Origin of the sequence: Anaerotignum propionicum (genome assembly GCF_024461735.1) — a bacterium.
In the GTDB taxonomy this organism is placed as follows: Bacteria; Bacillota; Clostridia; order Lachnospirales; family Anaerotignaceae; genus Chakrabartyella.
In genome coordinates this window covers 31,567-53,918 of record NZ_JANGAD010000006.1, presented here as the reverse complement: position 1 = coordinate 53,918, position 22,352 = coordinate 31,567, and the positions used below count along the sequence as shown (strand labels likewise).

21 protein-coding genes are annotated in these 22,352 nt (G+C 38.2%); 1 reads left to right on the top strand and 20 read right to left on the bottom strand.

Annotated features, from left to right (window positions below; genetic code table 11):
* From NE558_RS09225 to NE558_RS09195, 7 genes are all read right to left on the bottom strand, one after another.
* A complete protein-coding gene (locus NE558_RS09225; protein ID WP_256149743.1) occupies positions 1-876 on the bottom strand; it encodes a phosphatidylserine decarboxylase in 876 nt (291 codons plus the stop codon).
* A 15-nt stretch (positions 877-891) separates the two neighbouring features.
* The gene (locus NE558_RS09220; protein ID WP_256149742.1) at positions 892-1,578 is read right to left on the bottom strand and encodes a CDP-alcohol phosphatidyltransferase family protein; all 687 of its coding nucleotides are present in this window, start codon (positions 1,576-1,578) and stop codon (positions 892-894) included.
* Entirely contained in the window at positions 1,575-2,606 is a 1,032-nt protein-coding gene (locus NE558_RS09215) for a lysylphosphatidylglycerol synthase transmembrane domain-containing protein (RefSeq protein ID WP_256149741.1), read from the bottom strand. Before NE558_RS09215 ends, NE558_RS09220 begins: the two co-directional genes overlap by 4 nt.
* 217 nt (positions 2,607-2,823) lie before the next feature.
* Complete coding sequence (locus tag NE558_RS09210; protein ID WP_256149740.1) at positions 2,824-3,378, bottom strand: GNAT family N-acetyltransferase; 555 nt, start codon at positions 3,376-3,378, stop codon at positions 2,824-2,826.
* Between the two features lie 1,353 nt (positions 3,379-4,731).
* Positions 4,732-6,084, bottom strand: a complete 1,353-nt coding sequence (locus NE558_RS09205; RefSeq protein ID WP_256149738.1) for an aldehyde dehydrogenase family protein — start codon at positions 6,082-6,084, stop codon at positions 4,732-4,734.
* A gap of 46 nt (positions 6,085-6,130) precedes the next feature.
* Entirely contained in the window at positions 6,131-7,387 is a 1,257-nt protein-coding gene (locus NE558_RS09200; RefSeq protein WP_256149736.1) for a saccharopine dehydrogenase family protein, read from the bottom strand.
* A gap of 72 nt (positions 7,388-7,459) precedes the next feature.
* On the bottom strand, positions 7,460-9,175 hold the full coding sequence (locus NE558_RS09195) for an APC family permease (RefSeq protein WP_256149735.1): 1,716 nt from the start codon (positions 9,173-9,175) through the stop codon (positions 7,460-7,462).
* 881 nt (positions 9,176-10,056) lie between these two features.
* Between NE558_RS09195 and NE558_RS09190 the strand changes: the two genes are divergently transcribed.
* Positions 10,057-10,509 carry a GNAT family N-acetyltransferase gene (locus NE558_RS09190; protein ID WP_256149734.1) on the top strand — a complete coding sequence of 151 codons (453 nt, stop codon included), beginning with the start codon at positions 10,057-10,059 and terminating at the stop codon, positions 10,507-10,509.
* Positions 10,510-10,549: 40 nt separating this feature from the next.
* Here NE558_RS09190 and NE558_RS09185 read toward each other — a convergent pair whose 3' ends face one another.
* The 13 genes from NE558_RS09185 to dgoD all read right to left on the bottom strand — a co-directional run bounded on the left by NE558_RS09185 (position 10,550) and on the right by dgoD (position 22,350).
* Entirely contained in the window at positions 10,550-11,485 is a 936-nt protein-coding gene (locus NE558_RS09185; RefSeq protein WP_256149733.1) for an AEC family transporter, read from the bottom strand.
* A gap of 104 nt (positions 11,486-11,589) precedes the next feature.
* A complete protein-coding gene (locus tag NE558_RS09180; protein WP_256149732.1) occupies positions 11,590-11,769 on the bottom strand; it encodes a hypothetical protein in 180 nt (59 codons plus the stop codon).
* Positions 11,766-11,939, bottom strand: a complete 174-nt coding sequence (locus NE558_RS14775; protein WP_420314592.1) for an NAD(P)-dependent oxidoreductase — start codon at positions 11,937-11,939, stop codon at positions 11,766-11,768. Before NE558_RS14775 ends, NE558_RS09180 begins: the two co-directional genes overlap by 4 nt.
* Positions 11,881-13,269, bottom strand: coding sequence for an NADP-dependent phosphogluconate dehydrogenase (gene gndA / locus NE558_RS09175; RefSeq protein ID WP_256149731.1), 1,389 nt, complete (start codon positions 13,267-13,269; stop codon positions 11,881-11,883). The genes NE558_RS14775 and gndA overlap by 59 nt, the downstream gene beginning before the upstream one ends.
* A gap of 75 nt (positions 13,270-13,344) precedes the next feature.
* Positions 13,345-13,971 carry a bifunctional 4-hydroxy-2-oxoglutarate aldolase/2-dehydro-3-deoxy-phosphogluconate aldolase gene (gene eda / locus NE558_RS09170; RefSeq protein WP_256149730.1) on the bottom strand — a complete coding sequence of 209 codons (627 nt, stop codon included), beginning with the start codon at positions 13,969-13,971 and terminating at the stop codon, positions 13,345-13,347.
* A gap of 18 nt (positions 13,972-13,989) precedes the next feature.
* Positions 13,990-14,940: a phosphoglycerate dehydrogenase gene (locus tag NE558_RS09165; RefSeq protein ID WP_256149728.1), complete on the bottom strand. Its 951-nt coding sequence runs from the start codon at positions 14,938-14,940 to the stop codon at positions 13,990-13,992.
* Between the two features lie 10 nt (positions 14,941-14,950).
* On the bottom strand, positions 14,951-15,589 hold the full coding sequence (locus NE558_RS09160; RefSeq protein ID WP_256149727.1) for a bifunctional 4-hydroxy-2-oxoglutarate aldolase/2-dehydro-3-deoxy-phosphogluconate aldolase: 639 nt from the start codon (positions 15,587-15,589) through the stop codon (positions 14,951-14,953).
* Positions 15,590-15,622: 33 nt separating this feature from the next.
* Entirely contained in the window at positions 15,623-16,612 is a 990-nt protein-coding gene (locus NE558_RS09155) for a 2-dehydro-3-deoxygalactonokinase (protein ID WP_256149726.1), read from the bottom strand.
* Positions 16,613-16,675: 63 nt separating this feature from the next.
* A complete protein-coding gene (locus NE558_RS09150; RefSeq protein ID WP_256149725.1) occupies positions 16,676-17,959 on the bottom strand; it encodes a TRAP transporter large permease in 1,284 nt (427 codons plus the stop codon).
* Positions 17,953-18,447 carry a TRAP transporter small permease gene (locus tag NE558_RS09145; protein ID WP_256149724.1) on the bottom strand — a complete coding sequence of 165 codons (495 nt, stop codon included), beginning with the start codon at positions 18,445-18,447 and terminating at the stop codon, positions 17,953-17,955. Before NE558_RS09145 ends, NE558_RS09150 begins: the two co-directional genes overlap by 7 nt.
* Positions 18,448-18,602: 155 nt before the next feature.
* On the bottom strand, positions 18,603-19,652 hold the full coding sequence (locus tag NE558_RS09140) for a DctP family TRAP transporter solute-binding subunit (RefSeq protein WP_256149723.1): 1,050 nt from the start codon (positions 19,650-19,652) through the stop codon (positions 18,603-18,605).
* Between the two features lie 97 nt (positions 19,653-19,749).
* On the bottom strand, positions 19,750-21,177 hold the full coding sequence (locus tag NE558_RS09135) for a gluconokinase (RefSeq protein ID WP_256149722.1): 1,428 nt from the start codon (positions 21,175-21,177) through the stop codon (positions 19,750-19,752).
* A gap of 24 nt (positions 21,178-21,201) precedes the next feature.
* A complete protein-coding gene (gene dgoD, locus NE558_RS09130) occupies positions 21,202-22,350 on the bottom strand; it encodes a galactonate dehydratase (protein ID WP_256149721.1) in 1,149 nt (382 codons plus the stop codon).
* Positions 22,351-22,352: the final 2 nt, after the last annotated feature.

The window sequence follows — 22,352 nt, the reverse complement described above, 5'->3', positions numbered from 1 at the left end:
TTACATTTTGGATGTTTGCGCAACTCCAATCTTTTCTCCCATCTTTACCATTGTTTCAATACCTAAGCTTGAATTTTTTAAAATATCTTGATCAATTTCTATTGCGCCTTTTTCTGCACAAACAATAATTGTTGAGCCTCCAAATTCAAATTTGCCTTTTTCTTTACCACGTATAACTGTACTCTCGTTATGATAATTCACAATTTTTCCTACGAACAATGCGCCAACTTCCATAATGAGTAGATTCCCAAAGTTTTTACTTTTTAGTATTGTAAACTCTCTGGTATTTTCTTTATAAATCTTCAATTTATCATTTGCAACGGGATTTACTGTGTGTAATACACCGGGTATACGATAATTCTTCGACTTATATCCATCATCTATATAGCAATATCTATGATAATCATCTACAGTTAATCGAAAAACCAATAAAGTACCACCTTGATATTTATCGGCCAATTTAGTACTTCTTAATAAGCTTTTCATTGTATAAGATGTGTTTTTGATTTTGAAGCGACTAGCGTCATTGATGTCATAAACGCTTAATTTTCCGTCACTTGGCGCAATGAAATGCTTAGGTAAAAAGTCTACTTTTCGGTTCTCTTTTTTAATTTCCCTGGTAAAAAAATCATTGTAGGATTCATATTTACACCTTTTATATTCTGTCATATCAATCTTGTTTAAAACAATAAATGGTGGAATCAATAATCTTGAAATCCTGAGGTTTAGGAAACGGCCCATTAAAATTGAGTATTTTGGTTTTACAATCTCATGGAGCAAGAGCATTCCTAGTCTATTTCCATATAGAAATGAGAGTATACCATCCTGTCCTCCATTCTTTTCAACGATGTTCCCCTTTCGGTCAGCGTATTTCATCTAACCCCTCCCCACTTATTTATTGTCCTCAAGCGTCTGAATCAAAGGCTTTTCACGTTCTATGGTATGCTTAATGTGATACTCGGAAAAGAACATATTTGTAATAACTGCGCATGCAACAATCAGAACCAAAACAGAGAGCTGTTTGTTCGTCGGCTTCTTGAATTTAAAATCCACAATAAACAGTATTCCCACTAAAAGAAGGGTTCCCATAAGTACATACTCTATCATCCCTGTAGGTAATAAAAAGTTTAAAAGAAAGACCAGTGGCAAAATAACTGCAATTGAAGTAACAGGCAGCCCATGATAATATTTATTTCCGCCCCCTTCTACCTGCTGTCTTCCGGTCTCCAATACATTGAAGAAGCCCAATCGAATTACAGCCGCAACACAATAAAATGTAATAATAAGTCCGCCAAAAATACCTTTTACCCCCAGCACATAACCAATCATTGCTGGAAATATCCCAAAACAAACAACATCACTTAAAGAATCAATTTGTATTCCGAACATTTTTTCATCATCCGTACGATTTTTTTTCGTCCGGGCAATTTTCCCATCAAACATGTCACAAAAACCTGATAACGCCAGACAAAAGATTGCTGTTCGAAATCTGCCATCAATCACTTGTGTCATACCAAAAACAGTGCTTGCTAAACCAATATAAGTAGCTATGACTGTATAATCATAAAAACCAATCATCTTATATCTTCCCTTCTGTTTAAAACCATTCTAAAATAAGCAATAGCAGTTAATAAAGCACTTAGCAATAATTCAGTATAATAACTAAGTCCTCTACTTACCACCATAGCTGGTAACGTAATATGTCCAAAGATTGGTGTGAAAATCAATAGAAATAGCTTTTCACTGATTCCCACGCCTCCCGGAAACGGCAACATATCTACCGCAACCGATATTACACCTTGTAAAAAAATAATTGTTATAAAGCCTGTTCCATGCAAACCAAAAGATTTATACACTAAATAAGTAACATAAAATAAAAACAATCGTTGTAAAATTGACATCAGGAATACATTCCATACAACAATTTTATGTTTTTTGAAATAAGAAGCGGCATCTTTATACTTTTCAATTGCAGTCTCCACTTTGACTGTTAATTTTTCTGTTTGTTTAATTACCCCGAACCTACTAAGGAGCCCTATTCCATTATTTAATATGTGCTTTGCCAAGGTTGTATCAAAAATCATAAAAATCATAAACCCAACGACCACAATATTAAGAATCAACCCAAGATAAAAAATTCCTTTGACCGGGGCAATGCTTTCCAGAATTTGCTGTGGTCTGACGATTAAAACACCCACACCTAAAGCAATTAAAACCAATTTATACGTGATCGTTACAATCATGAGTACTAATGCAGATATTTCTACAGGAATGTCATCTTTTCTCATAAAATAAACTTGGGCAGGTTGTCCTCCACTGGCAGAAGGTGTTATGCAACTAAAGAAGAAGCCTATAAATGAATAAAGAAAGCAATGGGCAAGCTTAATCTTTTGCCGAATATTTCTCATAAGGTAATATATAATGACTGATTCAGATCCAATAAACATAATAACGCAAAAAACGGCACATATCCAGTAAAACATGTCAGCATTGCTAATTTGTTCCAAAATCCTCTCCATGTCTTTGCCATGAAAAACATAGTATACCATTCCAATAAAAAGGAAACCCAAAAACAAAAAATTTCCTATTATTTTTCTTTTACTCATAATTCGTCTCTTTCTAATAATCATGGGCCGTCAGTCACGGTATCCAAGATTACTGATTTATTTATTCATCCTATGTTACTGTTTGCTTTTTTAGGCTTTTAGAATGTAATGTTAAATGCAACATCTCTTCATATTAAAGAAACAATATATGAAGCCCTATTGAAATCAATCTCTACTGGAACATTGTTGTACCACAAAAGACACAAGCTCCCTGTTTTTATTCGGCATTCATAACCTTCTCAAATCTAAAAAACTCTTTTCTGTGTGGCATTTGTTCATCTTTTTCACCACCACGTTGATGTCCATGTGAATCAGAATGATATGTATTAAAAAATTCTACAATGCGGAAGCCGCATTTGTTCACATAAAAATGGATATTACGTTTTTCAAAGTATGGCGTTACAAGCTCCCATACCTGTGTGGTTGGATATTTGGCTTCTATGGCTTTCCATGTAGCAAAACCGATGCCACTACCACTATGCTCCGGAGATAAGAAGAACCAATCCATTTTATTATGATGGGTTTCGTTATTAATTCGCAGCACCACACCCCCCACCTTTTTGCCATTACAAAGAATATGATATGTTTCTGCGTCATTGGCGTTGAAAGATTCTTGAATAACCTCATCAGGGGGAATGGGTCCTTCGCTTTTATGGCCAAAGCTTTCAATTACAGCTATTGCAAAAGATTCTTGCAATAGCATGCGAAACTCTGGCAAGTCTTCCGCCTCCACCGGAATAAATTCAATGCTGTTTTCCCTTTCATTCTTCATGTATTTTTTCCTTTCTTCATTTTATATCTAAAACTTAAGATTAAGTTTTATGAGCTAAAAAATTGGCTGATCATTTTAAATGAACCTTCCATAAACATGCATTCAACTAATGAGAATTTCTTTAAAGGTTGATTTTTATTTTTATGGATAGCCACGTCAAAAAGCCATGCTTCTCGTAAGATGCAGCGTCAAAGCAGGGCTTAGATTTAAGAACTGATTTTCCTTTTTTGTAGATTACCTTTGGAGTCACACATATTTTTCAAATAAGTATGTGTAGCACGTGATAACAAATCTCCGTAATCATTTAGAAATCTTTCAGCTAGTAAATTCAGTTGAAACTTCCACAATTTCGGTTTAAAGTATTCCTTTTTTGTTTTTTCTACTTGAATAGAAAAATAATAGCTTTTTATATTTAAGTGTAAAAATGGATTTGGGAATATCCATAAAACCGACATAAAACACCTCACAGGTAAAATGGGCAATGTAAACTTATTTAACATCGCCCAAACAATTGTTTATTGAATCTTAAATCATACTATTATATCTAACTGTCGACCCTGATTAACGTCTTTCCGTTATTCTTTTATTGCGAACATGTATTTCAACATCACCAAGAATATAATCCACCTGAATCAAACTGTTTTCTTGTTAGTATTTTTTAGGCAAAGTAGGATTTACTCTCATCGATTTGCTTTCTCATATTTTTATGTAACTCTATATTCTAGTTAAATATTGTTTAAAATAACTTTATTTATAATACCATCTTTTCTTAACGAATAATACCCTCAATCAGCTGTCTTTCATAAATATTTGAAAATAAAATTTCAATTATAATATTTTAACTATTTACTCATTCTAAACGATATTATTTAATACATTCTGAAAATTTTCTTAAAACATATTAAACTTTTTCCTCACATTTTGTTATTCAATCAAATTTACAATTTATTCTCTAAATGCTCAAACAATAAATAGGTATGCCAACACACATAACAAGTATTATTGTTTCTCCATCACCCAAGTTCAAAGGTAGGTAAAAATATCCTTTCACCTCCTTTATGAACAATTACACATGATTATACGATACTTGCTGTATCATATATTCAAATAATTGCTCCATTTTATATCCACTTCCATTAACAAACAAAGATTGTTCAATTGACAAAAATAATTACAGAATCTTTAGTAATAACTGCATCATATACCAATCAAATCAATGTTCTGTTTCTCAACTTGTTCATACAATTTTATTTCAATGAAATGTAAGACGACGGCTGATTTTCAAAGTATTTCAATGAAATACCCAAAAATACAACCGTCGCATATGGGGTGTGAAAAATGAAACCTAAATTATTATTTTATGAAAATATGATCAGCATCAGGAACCTTTACGTCGAGAGGCATTGCGATTTTTGATACATTAATTAAATGGATATAATCCACATTTCCAGCTAAAATATTGTTTCCCCATGTACCACAACCTTCGGAAACTGCTGGAGATAAACCATTGGTAGCAGGCCCCCATGCATCCGGCGTTGGCTGATTGATTAACAACCGTGCCACAGGCAATTTTTCACCTGCATATCTAATATGATCTTGGTTATGGCTGAACAGACCTGCTGTATGCCCTATGCCACCGGATTCCTTCATATTTGTGACAGCCATATCCACAGCCTCTTCAAAGGTATCATAACTTTTTAAAACCACAATAGGACCCATGATTTCTTTATTTAAAACATCCTCTTTTCCTATCCCATCAATTTTAACAGCAATCACTTTTGTTGTATTTGGAATAGAAAAGCCGGCTTCTTTTGCAATTACTTTTGCGTCCTTACCTACCAAATTGGAATTCACCTTACCATCTGTAAACAACACTTCTCGAAATTTATCTACATCATCCTTTCTATCATAAAGGATGATGCCTTCTTCTTTTAAAGCATGGAAAAAATTACTTTCCGTTTCTTGAGGATAAAGCAGTAAATTATCGCCATCACAAAGAATACCATTGTCACTTCCAACAGCTATTAAGGTTAGCTTGGCTGCAGTTTCCAAATCATAACCTCTATCTAAAATTACAGGAGGGTTGCCGGGGCCTACACCATAAGCAGGTGTTCCGCTGGAATATGCTGCCTTTGTCAGCCCTGGTCCGCCGGTTGCCACTACCAAATCACACAACTCCATTAATTCTCTGGATTTCTCAATTGTAATTTCGTCAACCACCTGAATTAGATCTTTGGGCGCGCCATTTTTCTCCAGCGCTTCACGAATCAATTCTACTGTGTTTGTTGTTGTTTTCTCTGCACGGGGAGCCGGTGAAATAATAAGGGCATTTTTTCCTTTTAATGCATGCATGAAATTACCCAGGGGTGTTACCGTGGGATTTGTTGCAGGGGTAATTGCTCCAATAACACCCACAGGATGAGCCACCTCAATGATTCCCATTTCAGGAATCTCATTGATAATGCCAACAGACTTTTTGTCTTTTAAGTAATCCCAAAATACTGCCGCTGTATCTGTATTTTTTCCTATTTTATCTTCAAATTTACCTAATCCCGTCTCCTCTACTGCCAGCTTTGCCAAGGGCACTGCATTTTTATAAATAATTTTTGCACTTTCATAAACCAATTGATCTACTTGCTCCTGGGTATAATCACTGATTTGTGCGAAAGCTTTTCTTGCTCTTTCAATCTTCTCTTGAATTGTCATATGCGTTCTCCTTTTTTATAATCCTCTATTTTTATAGATTTCATCATCAATCTTCGCAGATAACCCCTTCTTTTATATCAATGGTATAGGTAATTTCCAATTCTCTCGCCCAAGAAAGATACTGCTCAACCTGTGCATCATCCAACATGTCGGAAGAAATTAATCCTTTCTGGGTAATCTTTTCATTCACAAACAGCTTTGTAAACAGGAAAGCACCCTGTCCTGTGAGATACATTTCACCGGACATTTTTGCTTTTTCGTATGCCTCAACCAAACCGGGAGCAAAAACATGCAAATCTACCATTACATTCTTGCCATTCTTTTGTCCGTACGCTTCACACACGAAAGCACCCTCATCGGCAATCAAGCCTTCCTCAATGATTTCTTTGATTACCTCAGGATCTTTAGGGGCGGGCGGAACATGGGCAAGTATCAAATCAAAGGGGACAACTTTGTTTCCGTTTATTTCTTCCTCTTCACGAGATAATAGACCTGCTTTGTAAATGGGTTCTGCAAACTGAATTCCAATACCGCCATATTTAAAGAATGCATTTTTACAGTTTTTAAAATATTTCTCTCTATTAAAACCAACGTAAACGGGTTCATCATGGGCATGTTCCACTAAGGTTACTTCCCTATTTCCCATCTCAGCCCATCTTCTTTTTACAGGTCTGCTGAAAGGTGTTGTTCTGATTTGCATGCAGTTTTCAAAGGCGTATGCATCCTCTTCCATATCACAAAGCGCCACAAGAGGGGACCACCAATAAGGGATGAATCTCTTAGATTCAACGCCTTCATATACCATCATATTAATTGTGTCGCATTCGTCCAACTCATTGACTGCTTTTCTGGCCATAACACACATAACACCAGGTGCTGAACCTGTACCTATAATTGCTGTGGTACCATTTTCGGCAAACCGTTTCCCATATTCGCTATACATTAATTTGATACCTTCCAGCCAGTTATCTCTGGGATCCTCGCAATCTGCGATATTTTCGCAAGCGGCCAGATCCTGATAGTTTGCTTTTACACGAATTGCCGCTTCAAGCACAGTCACCCCAAAATCCAAAGGCATAACATTAACAATCAATTCGCATCCCTCTGCCGCTGCCACAATTTCATCCACATTGGATGCATCAACCTGCTTAGGTGTGCCTTTTGTCATAAGTTTGCAAACTGCCTCCGCTGCTGCCATGCTATAGTCTGCACATACAATTTCTTCAATATTTGGCTCCTGATCCAGCTTACGACAAATTGTGGAACCCTGTACCCCACAACCGCATACCATTACTTTCTTCATATAAAATCCTCCTTATAATAAACAGTAATTTATCAAAACCGAATGATTGATCGGCTGATTACATTTTAATAATTACTCTAACTCCATGCCTGGAGCTACCCCGTGCAAGGCTATGATTCTTTCATCTAATTTCTTGTTTCTACAATCCTGAAGCTCTTTTAACTTTGGGCCCTCTGTTTTCTTTCCAAAAACCCAAACAATGCACCCCAGTATAATCAGAATAAACCCAAGCCACTTGCACATAGCAACCATCCCATTAAAGTTACTGAATAATCCTTCTCCATATTTCTCCAAATAGTAGTCTGTACCATAACTTCCTTCATACAGTTGCAGAAATATAGAACCCGCTAAGGAAATTACACCAGACAAAACAGTATAAACTCCAATATCAATTAAATCACCAAATCCAAGCCTTGTTTTTGGGTTTAACGGGTAAGTCTCCCCGTCGTCCAAATATCTCCCTTTGTAAATCCATTTACAAAGAGGATAAGCAAGCAGCCCTAAAAACAAAACTCCAAAGCCTGTAATAAAATAGTCAATACCGCTGGCATAAATGGCAAAAATACAAATGGCCAAAACAGAACCAGAGAGAGCCACCAACCCAACAGAGCCACCGGGCATAAAGGTAAGACCCATTTTTCTTCTCATTTCCAGGGGATACCTCTTTCGAATTTTCACTACGCAAGCAATAAGCATCAAATAAATATATAGCTGAATGGGTGTTGTCGCCATAACTAGGGTTGTAAAGTCAAAACGACACGTGATGATTGTAAAAATCGCCAGAAGAATGATGGAAACTGTTGGGACGCCCCTTTTATCCACCTTCTTCATGATTTTCGGAAACATATGGTCATCTGACATCACAAAGAATGCTCTTGAACCATGGGCAATGTAAGAGCAGAAAATGGAGCAATTGGAGATAATTGCAACAATAACAAATAGAACACCAGCCCAAGAACCGACGTATTGTATCAATACATCAGCATAGCCCACATTGCCACCACCCGATTCCGTTGACCAAGCGGACCATGAACCAATTGCAGCTAAGGCTGCCAATGTAGGTAAAATATAGGTCAGCGCAATCATCGGCTGGGATAAACGCATGGCTTTTGGAATAACCTGAGGGTTATCCACCTCTTCAGCCATGTTTGACATACATTCATACCCACAAAACATCCATATAATTATGGCAATACCATCGCCAACTGAATGAAACAAGCCCACATCATGATTAAAAAAAGGTTCCACCGGGTTGTGATTCCAGTTCATAAAACCCACAACTGCCACCGTTGCAAAAGCAACCAAAATTAGCCCAATGAATACGGTCTCCAGTTTTTCCAACCAGTCCAAGCCAATGATATTTATAATAGAAAACAAAATAACCACTAAAATTTTCACTATGTATTCTGTTGCCGGTGTCAGGTGAATAATCTTTGCAGCATAGCCTGCAACCAAAGCACAATATTGTGCTTGACAAAGCCATGTGGTTAAAGCCGACCATAAACCAACCTGCCACCCCCAAAATTCTCCAAAGGCTTCCCTGCCCCATGAATAGATTCCACCCTCAGTGGGATAAATTGATCCTAACTCACCAACCATCTCGCATAAGGGAAAAGACCAAACAAACGGGAAAATAATTAGCATTGCAAGGGTTACCCCAGGACCACTGGCAGAAATCGCCTCTTCAATACCAAACGCACCGGCGGCAATGAAAGAATAAATTAATGCAATCACCCCTATGGTTGACATTTTTGATTTCTTTAATGCCTCTGTGCTTTTTTGATTCATAGCTTTCCCTCCTTTTGATTTCATATTAATAAAACTAACTTATTCAACTTAGTTCATATATATCAAAAGTATCAGCTGCAGCTAATCTTTATTAAAAAAGTATTGAGAATTTATTATTGCGCTCTTGGTAATTACTGTAAATACCCTTCCAACTCACTACAATTATTGTAAAAAAATCAAGATTTTGTATATTAATCGTATAAAAAAAGACAGAGAAAATTTACTAACGTAAATTTCCTCTGTCTTTTTGCCAGTTGGTTATCGCCTCATTGGCTCCATCTAAGATGGTCTTTCCAGGGTGCCGTCAAACAGCCTTTTCTTTACCTGTCAGTTTCGCCAAACCACCCGTTAAATGGTTTTGACTTTCCGCGTCGGTCTTCCTAAAGGAATGTCTCAGACTGTTATCATACGGTTCATATTTATTTGATGGGTTCATTATAGATTATTAAAAAATAGAATGCAATAGTATTTATAAACAATAATTCCAACAATGTACTGTGAAAAATACATGTAAATCAAAAATATTATATTCGGTTTTTTAAGCAATGAAATATATCTTACTCGATCCGTGTAATGTTACAAAAATAAAGATTTTCATGCAATGCTATTTTATGAGTTTTTTTGATACATAGTATTTTTATGAGAAATCTTCTATCAAACCACCGAACTAAACTAATAAATTCATATGATTCTCCATAAACATATATTCCATATTTCTCTTTTTCATCATCACATTTTAGCTTACTTTTATTCAAGTTGATGAAAATTATCATTGAACACCTAGATAGGTAATATTACAATAATTTAATATATCTTTCTTCGCTTGCAAACTATAAGAGAATAGTTATTCCAAATAATTAAACCCAAGGAGGAGTGAATTTATGCATCTACATTTTCGTGCAGTTACTATGGAGAACCGACAGCAAGCAGAGTCTCTCAGCGTATTTCCGGAGCGGATGCACTTCATTGAAAGTGTAGCAGAATGTTTAAAGGAGGCAGACGAAACAACTGAATGGAACACTGTAGGTATATATAATGATGATATTCTAATAGGCTTTGCCATGTATGGTTATTTTCAGACCCCCCTCCCCAATGGAGAAGCATGGCTAGACCGTGTGCTCATAGATAAAACCTATCAAGGAAAGGGTTATGGAAAAGCCGCGGTTTTCCTTCTATTGAAAAAAATGCATGAGGAATATGCTTGTAACAGGATTTATTTAAGTGTGTTCGATAAAAATCAGTTAAGCATTCATCTTTATAAGGTACTTGGTTTTGATTTCAACGGGGAATATGATGCCAAGGGTGAACGAATTATGGTATACGATTTTAAATAATTTCTTTTCTTTATTTTGAGCTTAATTGTTTATGATAAAATCAAAGAAAAAGCATGAAAAAGATTGGCATTGTAAAAATACACAGAATGGTCGTTACAAAAATATACTTACTTGCCAAAGCTTCATCCGCGCCAAATTCCGCAGCCAAAATGGCACAAAATGCCCCTATAGGGGTTGATAACCCCACTACGATTACTCCTAATACTAATTGATCATGTATAAAGGGTTTTAATATTATGTAAGAAGACAGGGGCATAAAAATTAAACGAAAAAAGGAGACCGGATAAGCCCATTTTTCCATAATTGTTTCCTTAAAATCAAACTTCCCAAGAATGGCACCAATATAAATCATAGCCAAGGGCGAAAGCATTCCTCCCACCATGCTAACAGTATCTTTTATGGGCGCCGGTAGTCGAATATTTCCCAAAAATAACAAAAGCCCTAACAAGGTTGCCACATTTACAGGAGCCAGCAACATTTTTTTCATATCCACCTTACTTCCCTTTGGATTGTCACCACACTTTTGCAAAACAATCACACCTAAAGTATAGGCCGTTGTGTTAAAAGCAAAACTGGCAAAGGCGCAGTAAAATACACTATTACCTCCAAAAATCATAGCAATAACCGGCACTCCCATAAAACCGATATTGGCAAACATGCAGCTGAAAATCCAAATACCTTTGGCTTTCTCAGGCACCCTTAGAACACGACAAGATAGCCACCCTACAAGCATTCCCCAAAAATGCATAATCACACAAACAAAAAAAACCGTGGCACCGCCTCGAAACAACTCAGGGGTATAGTCAATCTGTAAAGAAGAAATCACAAAGCAAGGAATAATAATGCGAGTTAAAAATCCCGCGAAATCTTCTACAAAGCTATCCCTCATGATTTTTTTCTTACGGCAGAAATATCCAATTAAGAGCAGAAAAAATATAATCATTAATTTATTCAGCACTGTTAAAATTGCTTCCATGCCTTTGACCATCCCCTTACAAGTTTTTATGTTAATTTTAACTGATTATTGATTCACTGTATAGGTGCAACTTCCCTTTTGAACAATATCAAGAATGTTTTGCGCTACCATAAGCCCCATTCTACAGCTGGCTTCATAGGTCGCTGCACCTGGGTGGGGCGTGATTGTACAGTTTGGAAGCTCCAGCAATAAGCTGTCATAGGATGGTTCCTGGACAGTGCATCTAAACCTGCCGCACCTATTTCACCATCTTTTAATGTATGAAATAATGCATCCTCATTCATAATTCCGCCCGAGCTGTATTCACAATTACTGCCTTACTTCTCATTTTCTCAAAGGCATATATATCTAACAATTTTTTTGTATCATCGTCTAACGGGGAATGGATGGTTTCATTATTCCTCCCCTTCCATCCAAGCAGTGTGAAAAATACCTTCTTTATCCGTTCTTTCATAGGTATGGGCACCAAAGCAATCCCTCAGCCCTTGCACAATATTCACATTCATTTTTTCTGTACGACAGCTATCATAATATGAAATCACCGATAGCAATGTTGGTACAGCAATACCTGCTTCTATGGCCTTGGCAGAAATTTTGCGTAAAGCCTTCTCTCCTTTCTCTAAATCCCCAAAGCTTTGAGACAAAAGAATATTTTTCCCACTTTCTTTTAGTGCCTTTACAATATCTTTTAAAAGCTCACTGCGAATGATGCAACCCTCTCTCCAAAGGGAAACTGCCAAAGGCAAATCTATTTCCCATCCATACTCCCTAGAAGCTTTCTCTATCAAGGCTATGCCTTGGGCATAGCTTATAATCATGGACAGATACAGAGCATTTCTTAGCTTTTCCTCATACCCTTCCAATTGGACGACATTTATTGTAGCTTTTAGCACTTGTGCTCCCTTTTTGCGCAACTGTACATCTTGTGAAAAATTTCTGGTAAAAACCGCCTCGCAAATGGTGGGAGTATAAACCCCTTTGGCAATTGCCTCCTCCAAAGCCCAACTACCTGTGCCTTTTTGCTGTGCCACATCTAAGATTTTTTCAACAAGAGGTTCACCATCCTCATCTTTTTTAGCAAGGACTGCTGCTGTAATTTCTATTAAATAGGAATTCAACTCGGTATTTTTCCAGTGGGCAAATAGCTCTGCAATTTCTGAATGACTTAATCCAAGTCCCTTTTTCATCACAGAATAATAATCTGCTATAAGTTGAATCATGGCATACTCAATGCCGTTATGTACCATTTTTACATAGTGCCCTGCACCCTCTTTATCCAGGTAATTGCAGCAATACTCATCTCCAATCCTCGCTGCAATTTTTTGCAAAATGGTCCCACAAGAATCCCAAGCCTTTTTGCTTCCTCCCACCATCATACTAGGACCCCTCAATGCCCCCCTTTCGCCACCAGAAACTCCTACACCTAAAAACTCAATTCCTTTTTTCAAAAGCATGTGGTATCTCCTTTGGGTATCTCTAAAATGGGAGTTGCCCCCGTCAATTAAGATATCCCCTTCCTCCAGAAGGGGAACCAGTGTATGTATTACCTCATCCACAGCTTTCCCAGCGGTCACCATCATAAAAATAACTCTTGGACGTTTTAGTGCATTGACCATTTCTTCTTCTGAAGGGAAAATAGCAAAATCGCCTTTTGTTTGAAACCGTTCTTTTTCTTCCAAGCTTTTACCAAAAAGAGCCGTAGAGAATCCCTTTCCAACTAGATTCTTAGCCAAACTGCTGCCCATAATACCAAGGCCGTAAACAGCGATTTCAAAATGTTTCATAACATCCCTCCTATATTTTTCGTTTTATACAAAAACAGTCGGCATCGGTTTTTTCACCGCTACCGACCATTTCTATTAAGATTCTTGCACCAATTTCACAGCAGAAGCGGTGATGTTTTGAATTTCTTCAAATTTCTTTTCTCGAATCAAATTGTCTTTTACCATCCAACTGCCACCACAGGCAATTATTTTGGAGTTTGCTAAGTATTCCTTTATATTCTTCTCGCTAATTCCACCTGTGGGCATAAAACGGATATCCCCAAAGGGACCCGCCAAAGCCTGAATGGTAGGCAATCCACCGTAAGCTTCTGCAGGGAAAAACTTAACCACATGCAAATCCAAGGCAATTGCCGCCATTACTTCAGTGGGTGTACAAACGCCTGGAAAAACAGGAATGTCATTTTCTTTGGCAAAGGATACAACCTCCAAACTTAGCCCTGGAGATACAATAAATTTCGCTCCTGCCTCCAGCGCCAATTTTGCTTGTGCCACATTAATTACAGTGCCTGCACCTACAAGCATTTCAGGAATTTCCGCCATAGCTTTAATGGCTTCATAAGCGGCCTTTGTGCGAAAGGTTACTTCTGCAATGGGCAGCCCCCCAGCAATCAGAGCCTCTGCTAATGGCTTAGCATCCGCCGCATCATCAATTTTTACAACAGGTACAATTTTTAATTGCTCAATCCTTTGATTGATATCCATATCATGCTACCTCTCTTCTTATACAATCTTAAAGCGTGGTTCTTCCCCATTTAGAACCTTAGCCACATTTTCAGCACAAACAACGCTGACGGCACTGATTGCCTCAATGGAATACATGCCAATATGTGCTGTTACCACAAAATTTTCCAACTCCAAAAGGGGACTGTCTCTTTCAATGGGTTCATGCTCTGTTACATCAACAGCACATCCTCCCAAATGTCCTTTTTTCATGCATTCATACAAATCTTGCTCATGTATGATGCCACCTCTACCAGTGTTAATTAAATATGCATCTTTTTTCATTTTTAAGATTCGTTCTTTATCAAATAGATACTTCGTACTTTCAGTAAGAGGCACGTGGATAGAAATTATATCGCTATTTTCCGTAACAGTATCCAAATCTACCAACGTAACAAAATCCTGAAACTCCTCAGGAATCACCGTTACAAATGGGTCAAAAACTAAAATTCTCATGGAGAAGCCCTTTGCCCGTCTGGCAACGTTTTTTGCAATGGCACCAAAGCCCACTAAGCCCAAGGTTTTCTCAAAAACATCTTTTCCGATAAAGGTTTTCCATTCTCCGTTATGTATTCTTTCATTGGTGATGGATACGCCTCGAGAAATATTCAAAATATGAGCAAATGCCAAATCAGCCACAGCATTTGCATTCATTGCCGGCACATTGGTAACACAAATACCCAATCTTCTTGCATCCTCCAAAGGAATATTATCCAGCCCAGCACCATGCTTTGCGATAATTTTCAAGTGACTGCAACGGGCCATATCTTCCGGATTAAATGGGTGGGCACCGATAATCAGCCCGTCATACTGAGGAATTGTTTCTTTGAATGTTTCCTCATTGAAATCTTCCCCCATCAGCGTATATGTAATGCCTCCACACTCCAAAACTTCAAAAGGTTTGGGACTTTTTTTCCCAAAGGATCTGGAGGTGATTAATACCTTTTTCATTTTCTCACCTCTACTTTAATCCATATTCTAATGCCAGTTTTTTAATTGCGTCAAAATCTCCTGCTTCAATCAGCTTTTTGTTTGCCAAATTTCCGCCAACACCAACACCTACACAGCCAATATTAATAAAATCTCTGTAGTTAGAGGCGTCTATTCCTCCTACAGCCGTTAATGGAATGCCATCAATAGGTCCCATTAATGCCTTTACATAGGGAAGACCTAGGGAAGCTGCTGGAAAAAGCTTTACAATATCTGCACCCCAATTGTAGGCAGTGATTACCTCCGTAGGGGTAACGGCACCGGGAATAGAAACCATACCCATTTTTTTTGTTGCTTTAATCACTGCTTCATCTACATTGGGAGAAATAATATACTCAGCCCCTGCCTCTTTGGCCCGAGCAACATTTTCCGGTGTCAATACAGTTCCTGCACCTACAGCAACGGAATCACCGAAATGCTCCTTAATCATGCGTATAGATTTTAGTGTATCTAAGGACTGTTCTTCACTTTTTAGACTAAACGTTACCTCCACGCAAGTAATCCCACCATTCTTGAGGGCTTCCACTGTTGGAATCATATATTTTGAGGATATTCCCCTTACAATGGCAACCACCTTGCCATCTAGAATTCTTTGTAGTGTATCAGACATAAAATACATCTCCTTTTTCTTTCTCGCTAGCCACTATAATATTTCTGCCAGCGCCAAATAACCATATAATCCAAAGCTTTCTCCCGCCTTGCTGCAAACTATCTCCGTTTCAATTTCAGGAAGAATGTGCTTCATTAGAATTCTATAAGCCTCTATATAATTCTTACCGCCAATAATTACGGCTCTTTTCACGCCATTCCATTCTCTGTCAACTTTATATTTCAGCATGTCAATGACGCCGCCGGAAATAATGCCACTAAGCAAGCAATTTCTGACTTCATTTTCACAAACGCCAAATACCTTTGTGGCATGTACAATATATAACGCCCTAGCCAAGCCATAGGTTTTGACCATTTGATAGCCTTGTAAAACATATTCTTTTATTAATACAATATCCTCATCTGTCAATTCTCCACCAAGAATTGTATCCTTCTTAATGGCATAGTTCAGTTCCCCAGTAAAATTAGAAGCAATATCCATAATCGTCCCATTCTTTACAAAAACCAAATGAGTATGAGAACCTGGCGAAACCATCACACAATCCTCATTCATAGGAATAATACCACGGGCAACCATACCCACAACCTCGATTTCTTCCCCTCTAACATTATTCATTTGGTCAATGTTCTCCATCGTTACTGCCTGACCCCGCTTGGCGGTTTTTACACCCCGAATGAGGTTTAACTCTCTATGGAAGTACTTTTCTTCATAATGAATATACCTTTGTTCCAGCAGTTTTTTGGCATCAACCGGTGTGCTGATATGCTCAACCTCAATAATCCCAAAGGGGTTTGTCACCATGCCAGAAAGCCAAATGCTTTGAATATCTTTATCAAGCAAATTGTTTCTTTCCAAAACCCCATCATAAATCGCCTTTAAACCACTTAAAAGCACATCATTGCTACCCGAAATAGCGGAATCCTTTGTACCTACATTGGCAATCATAAAATCAACGGAATGCATATCTTTCAATAAATAAAGCTTGGAGTTTGACGTGCCGGAATCAATATAAATTTGATACATTTCTCACACCCCTTTTTATCTGTATTCCGCAGCCAAAGGGAACTGCGGAATACGCCACACAAATTATTTTGTAAAAAGATTTGGCAGAAACATAGAAATTGGTGCGATATAAGTTATCAAAAGGAGGCAGGCAATCATAACCAATATAAAAGGTATGATGCCCCTGGTGACCGTTTCCAAGGGTGACGCTCCCACACGAGAGGCCACGAACAAGTTGATGCCCAAAGGCGGTGTAATAAAGCCAATAGCCAAGTTTACAACCATAATAATACCGAAGTGAACGGGATTGAGACCAATAGAGGTAGCCACAGGCAGCAAAATAGGCGCAAGCACCATGATTGCTGGTGTAGTATCCATGAAACAGCCTACAATTAACAGCAGAATATTAATTAACATCAAGATTAAAAAAGTGTTATCTGTTGCATTAATAATTGCATTTGTAATCATGTTTGGAATCTGTTGAATGGTTAGAATTTTTGTAAACGCAGTGGCACATCCCAAAATGACCATGGTGGTCGCCGTGGTGGAGCAAGCATTTCCCACCGTTGCAAACAAATTCTTAAAATCAAGTTCTTTATGTATGAAAACACCACAAACAAAGGCGTAAACTGCCGCTACCGCCGCTGCTTCTGTAGGAGTGAAGATTCCCGCATAAATACCACCCAAAATAATGATAGGGTTGATTAAAGCCCACTTGGCATCCCAAATCGCTTCTAATTTCTCTTTTGTTGTATAGACTCTTTCATCACCTTTCCATCCCTGTTTTTTTGCATAGAAATAGCAATATATAATTAATGCAATTCCAATCAAAAAGCCTGGCATAAACCCTGCTAAAAACAGATTTGAAATGGAGGTACTGGTGGAAACACCGTAAATAACCATAGGAATACTTGGAGGGATAATGACACCAATGGATCCTGCACAAGCAATCAAAGCCAAAGTAAAGGTTTTGCTATAGCCCTTTTCCAACATGGTGGGCACAACCATAGACCCAACAGCCGCAACAGTTGCAGGTCCGGAGCCGGAAACAGCTGCAAAAAACATACATACAACTACTGTAACAATGGCCAATCCTCCGGTTATTTTTCCAAAGAATACATTGCACACACTTAAAATTCTTTTAGAAACACCGCCGGCACCCATTAATTCCCCAGCCAAAATAAACAAAGGAATTGCCATAATTGGGAAGGAATCACAACCAGTAAACAATGCCTGAGGCACATATCCAAGGGACAATCCTTTTGTAAAAGAAATAGCCAATAGTGATGACAAACCGATGGCAATACCTACAGGTACATTTAAAATCAAGAATACAGCAAGTCCGCCGAATAATGCAGCCATTACCATGATTCTGCCCCTCCCCTCTTAACCTCTTTCATCCGATTTATTATTACTTGAACTTGGCGAATTGCCGTCAGTGCAAAACCAATCATTGGTGCGGAATACATAAACCACATAGGAATTTGCATTGCAGGGGATTTCTGATTTAACTTTACTTGATGCATTACAACACCATAAGCTAAATACACAATCACCACTGAGAATAAAAGGAATAATACATCACCTAAAATAATAACGAAGGGATGAAGCCTTTTGGGAAACAGCCCAAGGGCGGCCTCAATTTTAATGTGTTTTCTTACACGGGAACCATAGCTAATTCCCAGATAAATCAGCCAAATAAAAACATATCTTGCCATTTCCTCTGACCAAACCAAAGAACTGCCAAAAACATATCTCATAATTACCTGGACAAAGATTAGTACGGTCATAATGACCATCAAAATCGAGCAAATGGCCAACTCAAAATCCTCATCCAGCCACTTTAAAAAGTTCATTGTTCCACCTACTTTTTCTTTTAATTTGTGTGTGAGCAACTTGTTTTGTAAAAATGATATTAGCTATTTTTACGCTTACAACTGTTTTTTTCATTTGTAAAGTAGGGCCTTGATAAGCCAATTTGTTTTACCAAAGCCCTTCATGTTCTTTTTTTTTATTCGGCAAGCATTTTATCTAAGTAATCAGGATGCTCCATTTTCTTTTTAACCAAATCGAAGATTTTGTTATCTGTCACAACTTTCTGCCATTCAGCCTTTTCTGTATCACTCAGCTCTACAACAGTTGTGCCACCATCAGCGAATTTTTTTAGAATTTCTTTTTCCAATTCTTGAGAACGCTGTCTCTGGTATGCAGTAGATTCAGCCGCAGCCTTTAAAATTGCATTTTGCTGATTCTCAGATAGGGAATTAAATTTTTCTAAGTTCATGCAAACCACATATGGTGTATAAACGTGCTGTGTTAAGGACACATACTTTTGAACTTCAACAAACTTATTGGCATCAATGATTCCCAAAGGATTTTCCTGAGCATCGACGGTGCCTTGCTGTAAAGCAGTAAATAACTCGGTAAATGCCATAGGTGTAGGGTTGGCACCAAAAGCTGTCCAAGCGGCAATATGTACTTCGTTTTCCATTGTTCTTACCTTAAAGCCTTTTACATCGCCAGGGGTTTTTACTTCTATTTTATTATTTGTAAAGTTACGGAACCCATTTTCCCAGAAAGCTAACCCTTTCAGACCCATGCTTTCCATCCCGTCAAGAATTTGTTTACCAACTTCACCGTCTAATTTTGCATAGGCATCCTCTGTGTTTAAGAACAAGTAAGGTGAATCGAATAAGTAGAAATCAGGATACATAGTAGCCAAAGGGCTGGTTGAAGAAACGCCAATATCAATATTTCCCATAGCGGTGGTTTCGATTACAACACGGTCATCCCCCAGCATATTATCGGGGAACAGATTTACAACAACGGAACCGCCGGATTCTTCTTCTGCAACTCTTTTAAAAACTTCACCGGCATCCTTACCGGAAACAGAAGTAACATTGGAGAATACCAATTCCACAGTTTCTTCATTTCCTTGTGCCTCCTTTGTGCCATCAGCCTTGTTTTCTTTTGCCGGTTCGCTACCACCGCAGCCTGTTACCATTGCAACCGTAAGTACGGATGCTAATGCCATTGCCAAACCTTTTTTGAACTTCAACATAGATTTTTCCCTCCTTGAAATATAACGCCATCGTTTTTGATTGGATTTCTCCAAAGGAATGACTGATTACATTGTGATTTAAATAAATCAGCCTTCCCTAATTGCCTTGGTTTTTTGTTACTTCATACCAATATAAATATTTTTGGTATTTTTCATGGTAAAAATCTTTTTTCTCCGGATTGGGCGTAATTACTTGTGAATAATTGCTTTTAAAATCCTTTGCATCCGAGATCAATCCCAAAAGCTCCATCCCCAATGCCACTGAGCCGATAAGAGAACTATGTTCCACTTCGTCAATGGTCATCTCTATCTGAAATATATCTGCACACATCTGTGTCCAAACCTTAGATCGAATTATACCTCCGGATAGCATTACTTTTTTAGGCTTGCCGTTTAAAGCAATTAATTCTCCATAACACTGGTATAGGTTAAACAAGATGCCTTCTTGAATCGCCCGATAGGAATCATAAACGGTATGGCTGGGTTTTAAGCCATAAAAACCGCCGCTGCGCTCATCGTTCCATCCGGGACATCGCTCCCCAAAAAGGAAGGGCAAAAATACAGGGACATCCTCAATATTTTTGCAGCCCGCCTCCATCTCTTGATAGGAAACGCTTTCCAAGAAATGTTTTTCCTTAAACCAATCAATACAATTGCAACAACCACTGGTTGCTGCGCCACTTAACCATGATTTCGGAGAAAGATAGCACCATGTGCTGGGTCGTTCAGGTAAAAGGGGTGCATCAGTGCTTAATCTTAATGCGCCACTAGTTCCCACTGAAAAGCTCATAACCCCTTTTTCAACAGCACCCGCCCCAACTTGATTCAGACCACCATCTGGATTAGTAGCAATAACAGGTGTCCCCATTGGAAGCCCTAAAAGTGCTGCACCTTCTTCACTTAGACTCAAAACATCTTTATATGTGATTATCTTCGGAAGCTGATGCAACCGAATTCCATTTTCCTTTAGAATATCCTCATCATAGGTTTTTGTGTGAATGTTCAACAAACCTGTACCTGAGGCAACGCTATCTGTCACTGCCCATTCCCCTGTTAAACGGTAGGTATTGTAAGTACCCTGCCCTACAAAACGATACTTCTCTAAATCATAGCCCAACTGACCTAAAAGCTTGATTTTAAATACAGGATATATGGCATTCACCATACAACCAGTTTTCTGGTAAAAACGATTTACATATGCTTCGTCTTTTCTTAATTCCTTACAAATGTCCGCTGCTCCTGTATAAGACCATAAATAAATGGGTGTTTGAGGCTCTATATCTTGATTGCAAAGCATTAAGCTATGCCAAGTGCCACTGAGAGAAACCATATCAATTTTATGACCTTCACATATTTTTTTACCCAAGTATACCGTCTGCTCAAACACTTCCTTTGCATCGTGCATTGTGACATTTGCATTCTGTAAGATGTATGGTACTGATTCCACATGGAACTTACCATTATCTGTATCGTATACCATTGCTTTTGCAGAGGTAGTGCTGGACTCTAATGCTAATATCTTCATTTATCCTTACCCCCAACATTTTCATTACCATTCAGCAACCGTTCCGTCGCTGTTTCGCCAGACAGGATTTTTCCAGCTATGGCCCATTTCCGCCTGCTTTTTTACAAATTCCTCATTTATTTCGATGCCCAAGCCAGGCTCCTTTGGTATATTTACAACCCCATTTCCATAACGAAAAACACTGGTATCTTTCAGGTAATCCAGAAGGTCACTGCCTTGATTATAGTGAATTCCCAAGCTTTGTTCCTGAATAATTGCGTTTGGCGTACAAGCATCCATTTGCAGGCAAGCAGCCAACGCAATGGGACCTAAGGGACAATGGGGTGCAACCGCCATATCATAAGCCTCAGCCATTGCGGAAATCTTTCTGCATTCTAAAATACCACCAGCATGAGAAAGGTCAGGCTGAATTATATCTACAATTCCCTGTTCAAATATCTTTTTAAAATCCCAACGTGTAAACATTCTTTCGCCCGTGGCTATGGGTATTGAAGTGTATTTTGCTATTTCTTTTAAAGCTTCATAATTTTCTATGAGAACGGGTTCTTCTATAAACATCAGATGGTAAGGCTCTAATTCCTTGGCCAACACCTTTGCCATACTTTTGTGAACTCTACCATGAAAATCCACAGCAATTCCAAAATCTTTGCCACATGTTTCTCGAATTGCTGCCACCCGTTGCAAAACACCTTCCATTTTGGAAAAACTATCAAGATAATGCATTTCTTCCGTTGCATTCATTTTAATGGCCTTGAAACCCAAGTCTTTTTGCCGCAATGCCTCAGCCCCTACATCAGCAGGTCTGTCTCCGCCAATCCAGCAATAAACGTCAATATTATTTCGGCAAGCACCACCCAACAATTCGTAGATTGGTGCATTATAATATTTTCCTTTGATATCCCATAGGGCCTGCTCGATACCCGAAATGGCACTGGTGAGAATGGGGCCTCCCCGGTAAAAAGCACCTCTATAAAGAGTTTGCCAGATATCCTCAATTTCCATTGGGTTTCTCCCAATAAGATATTCCGACATTTCCTTTACACATGCAGCCACCGTAGAAGCCTTTCCTTCCACAACGGGCTCACCCCAACCAAAAATACCTTCATCGGTCTCAATTTTTAGAAATAGCCATCTGGGTGGAACTTGATAAAGCTTTAGGTCAACAATTTTCATTT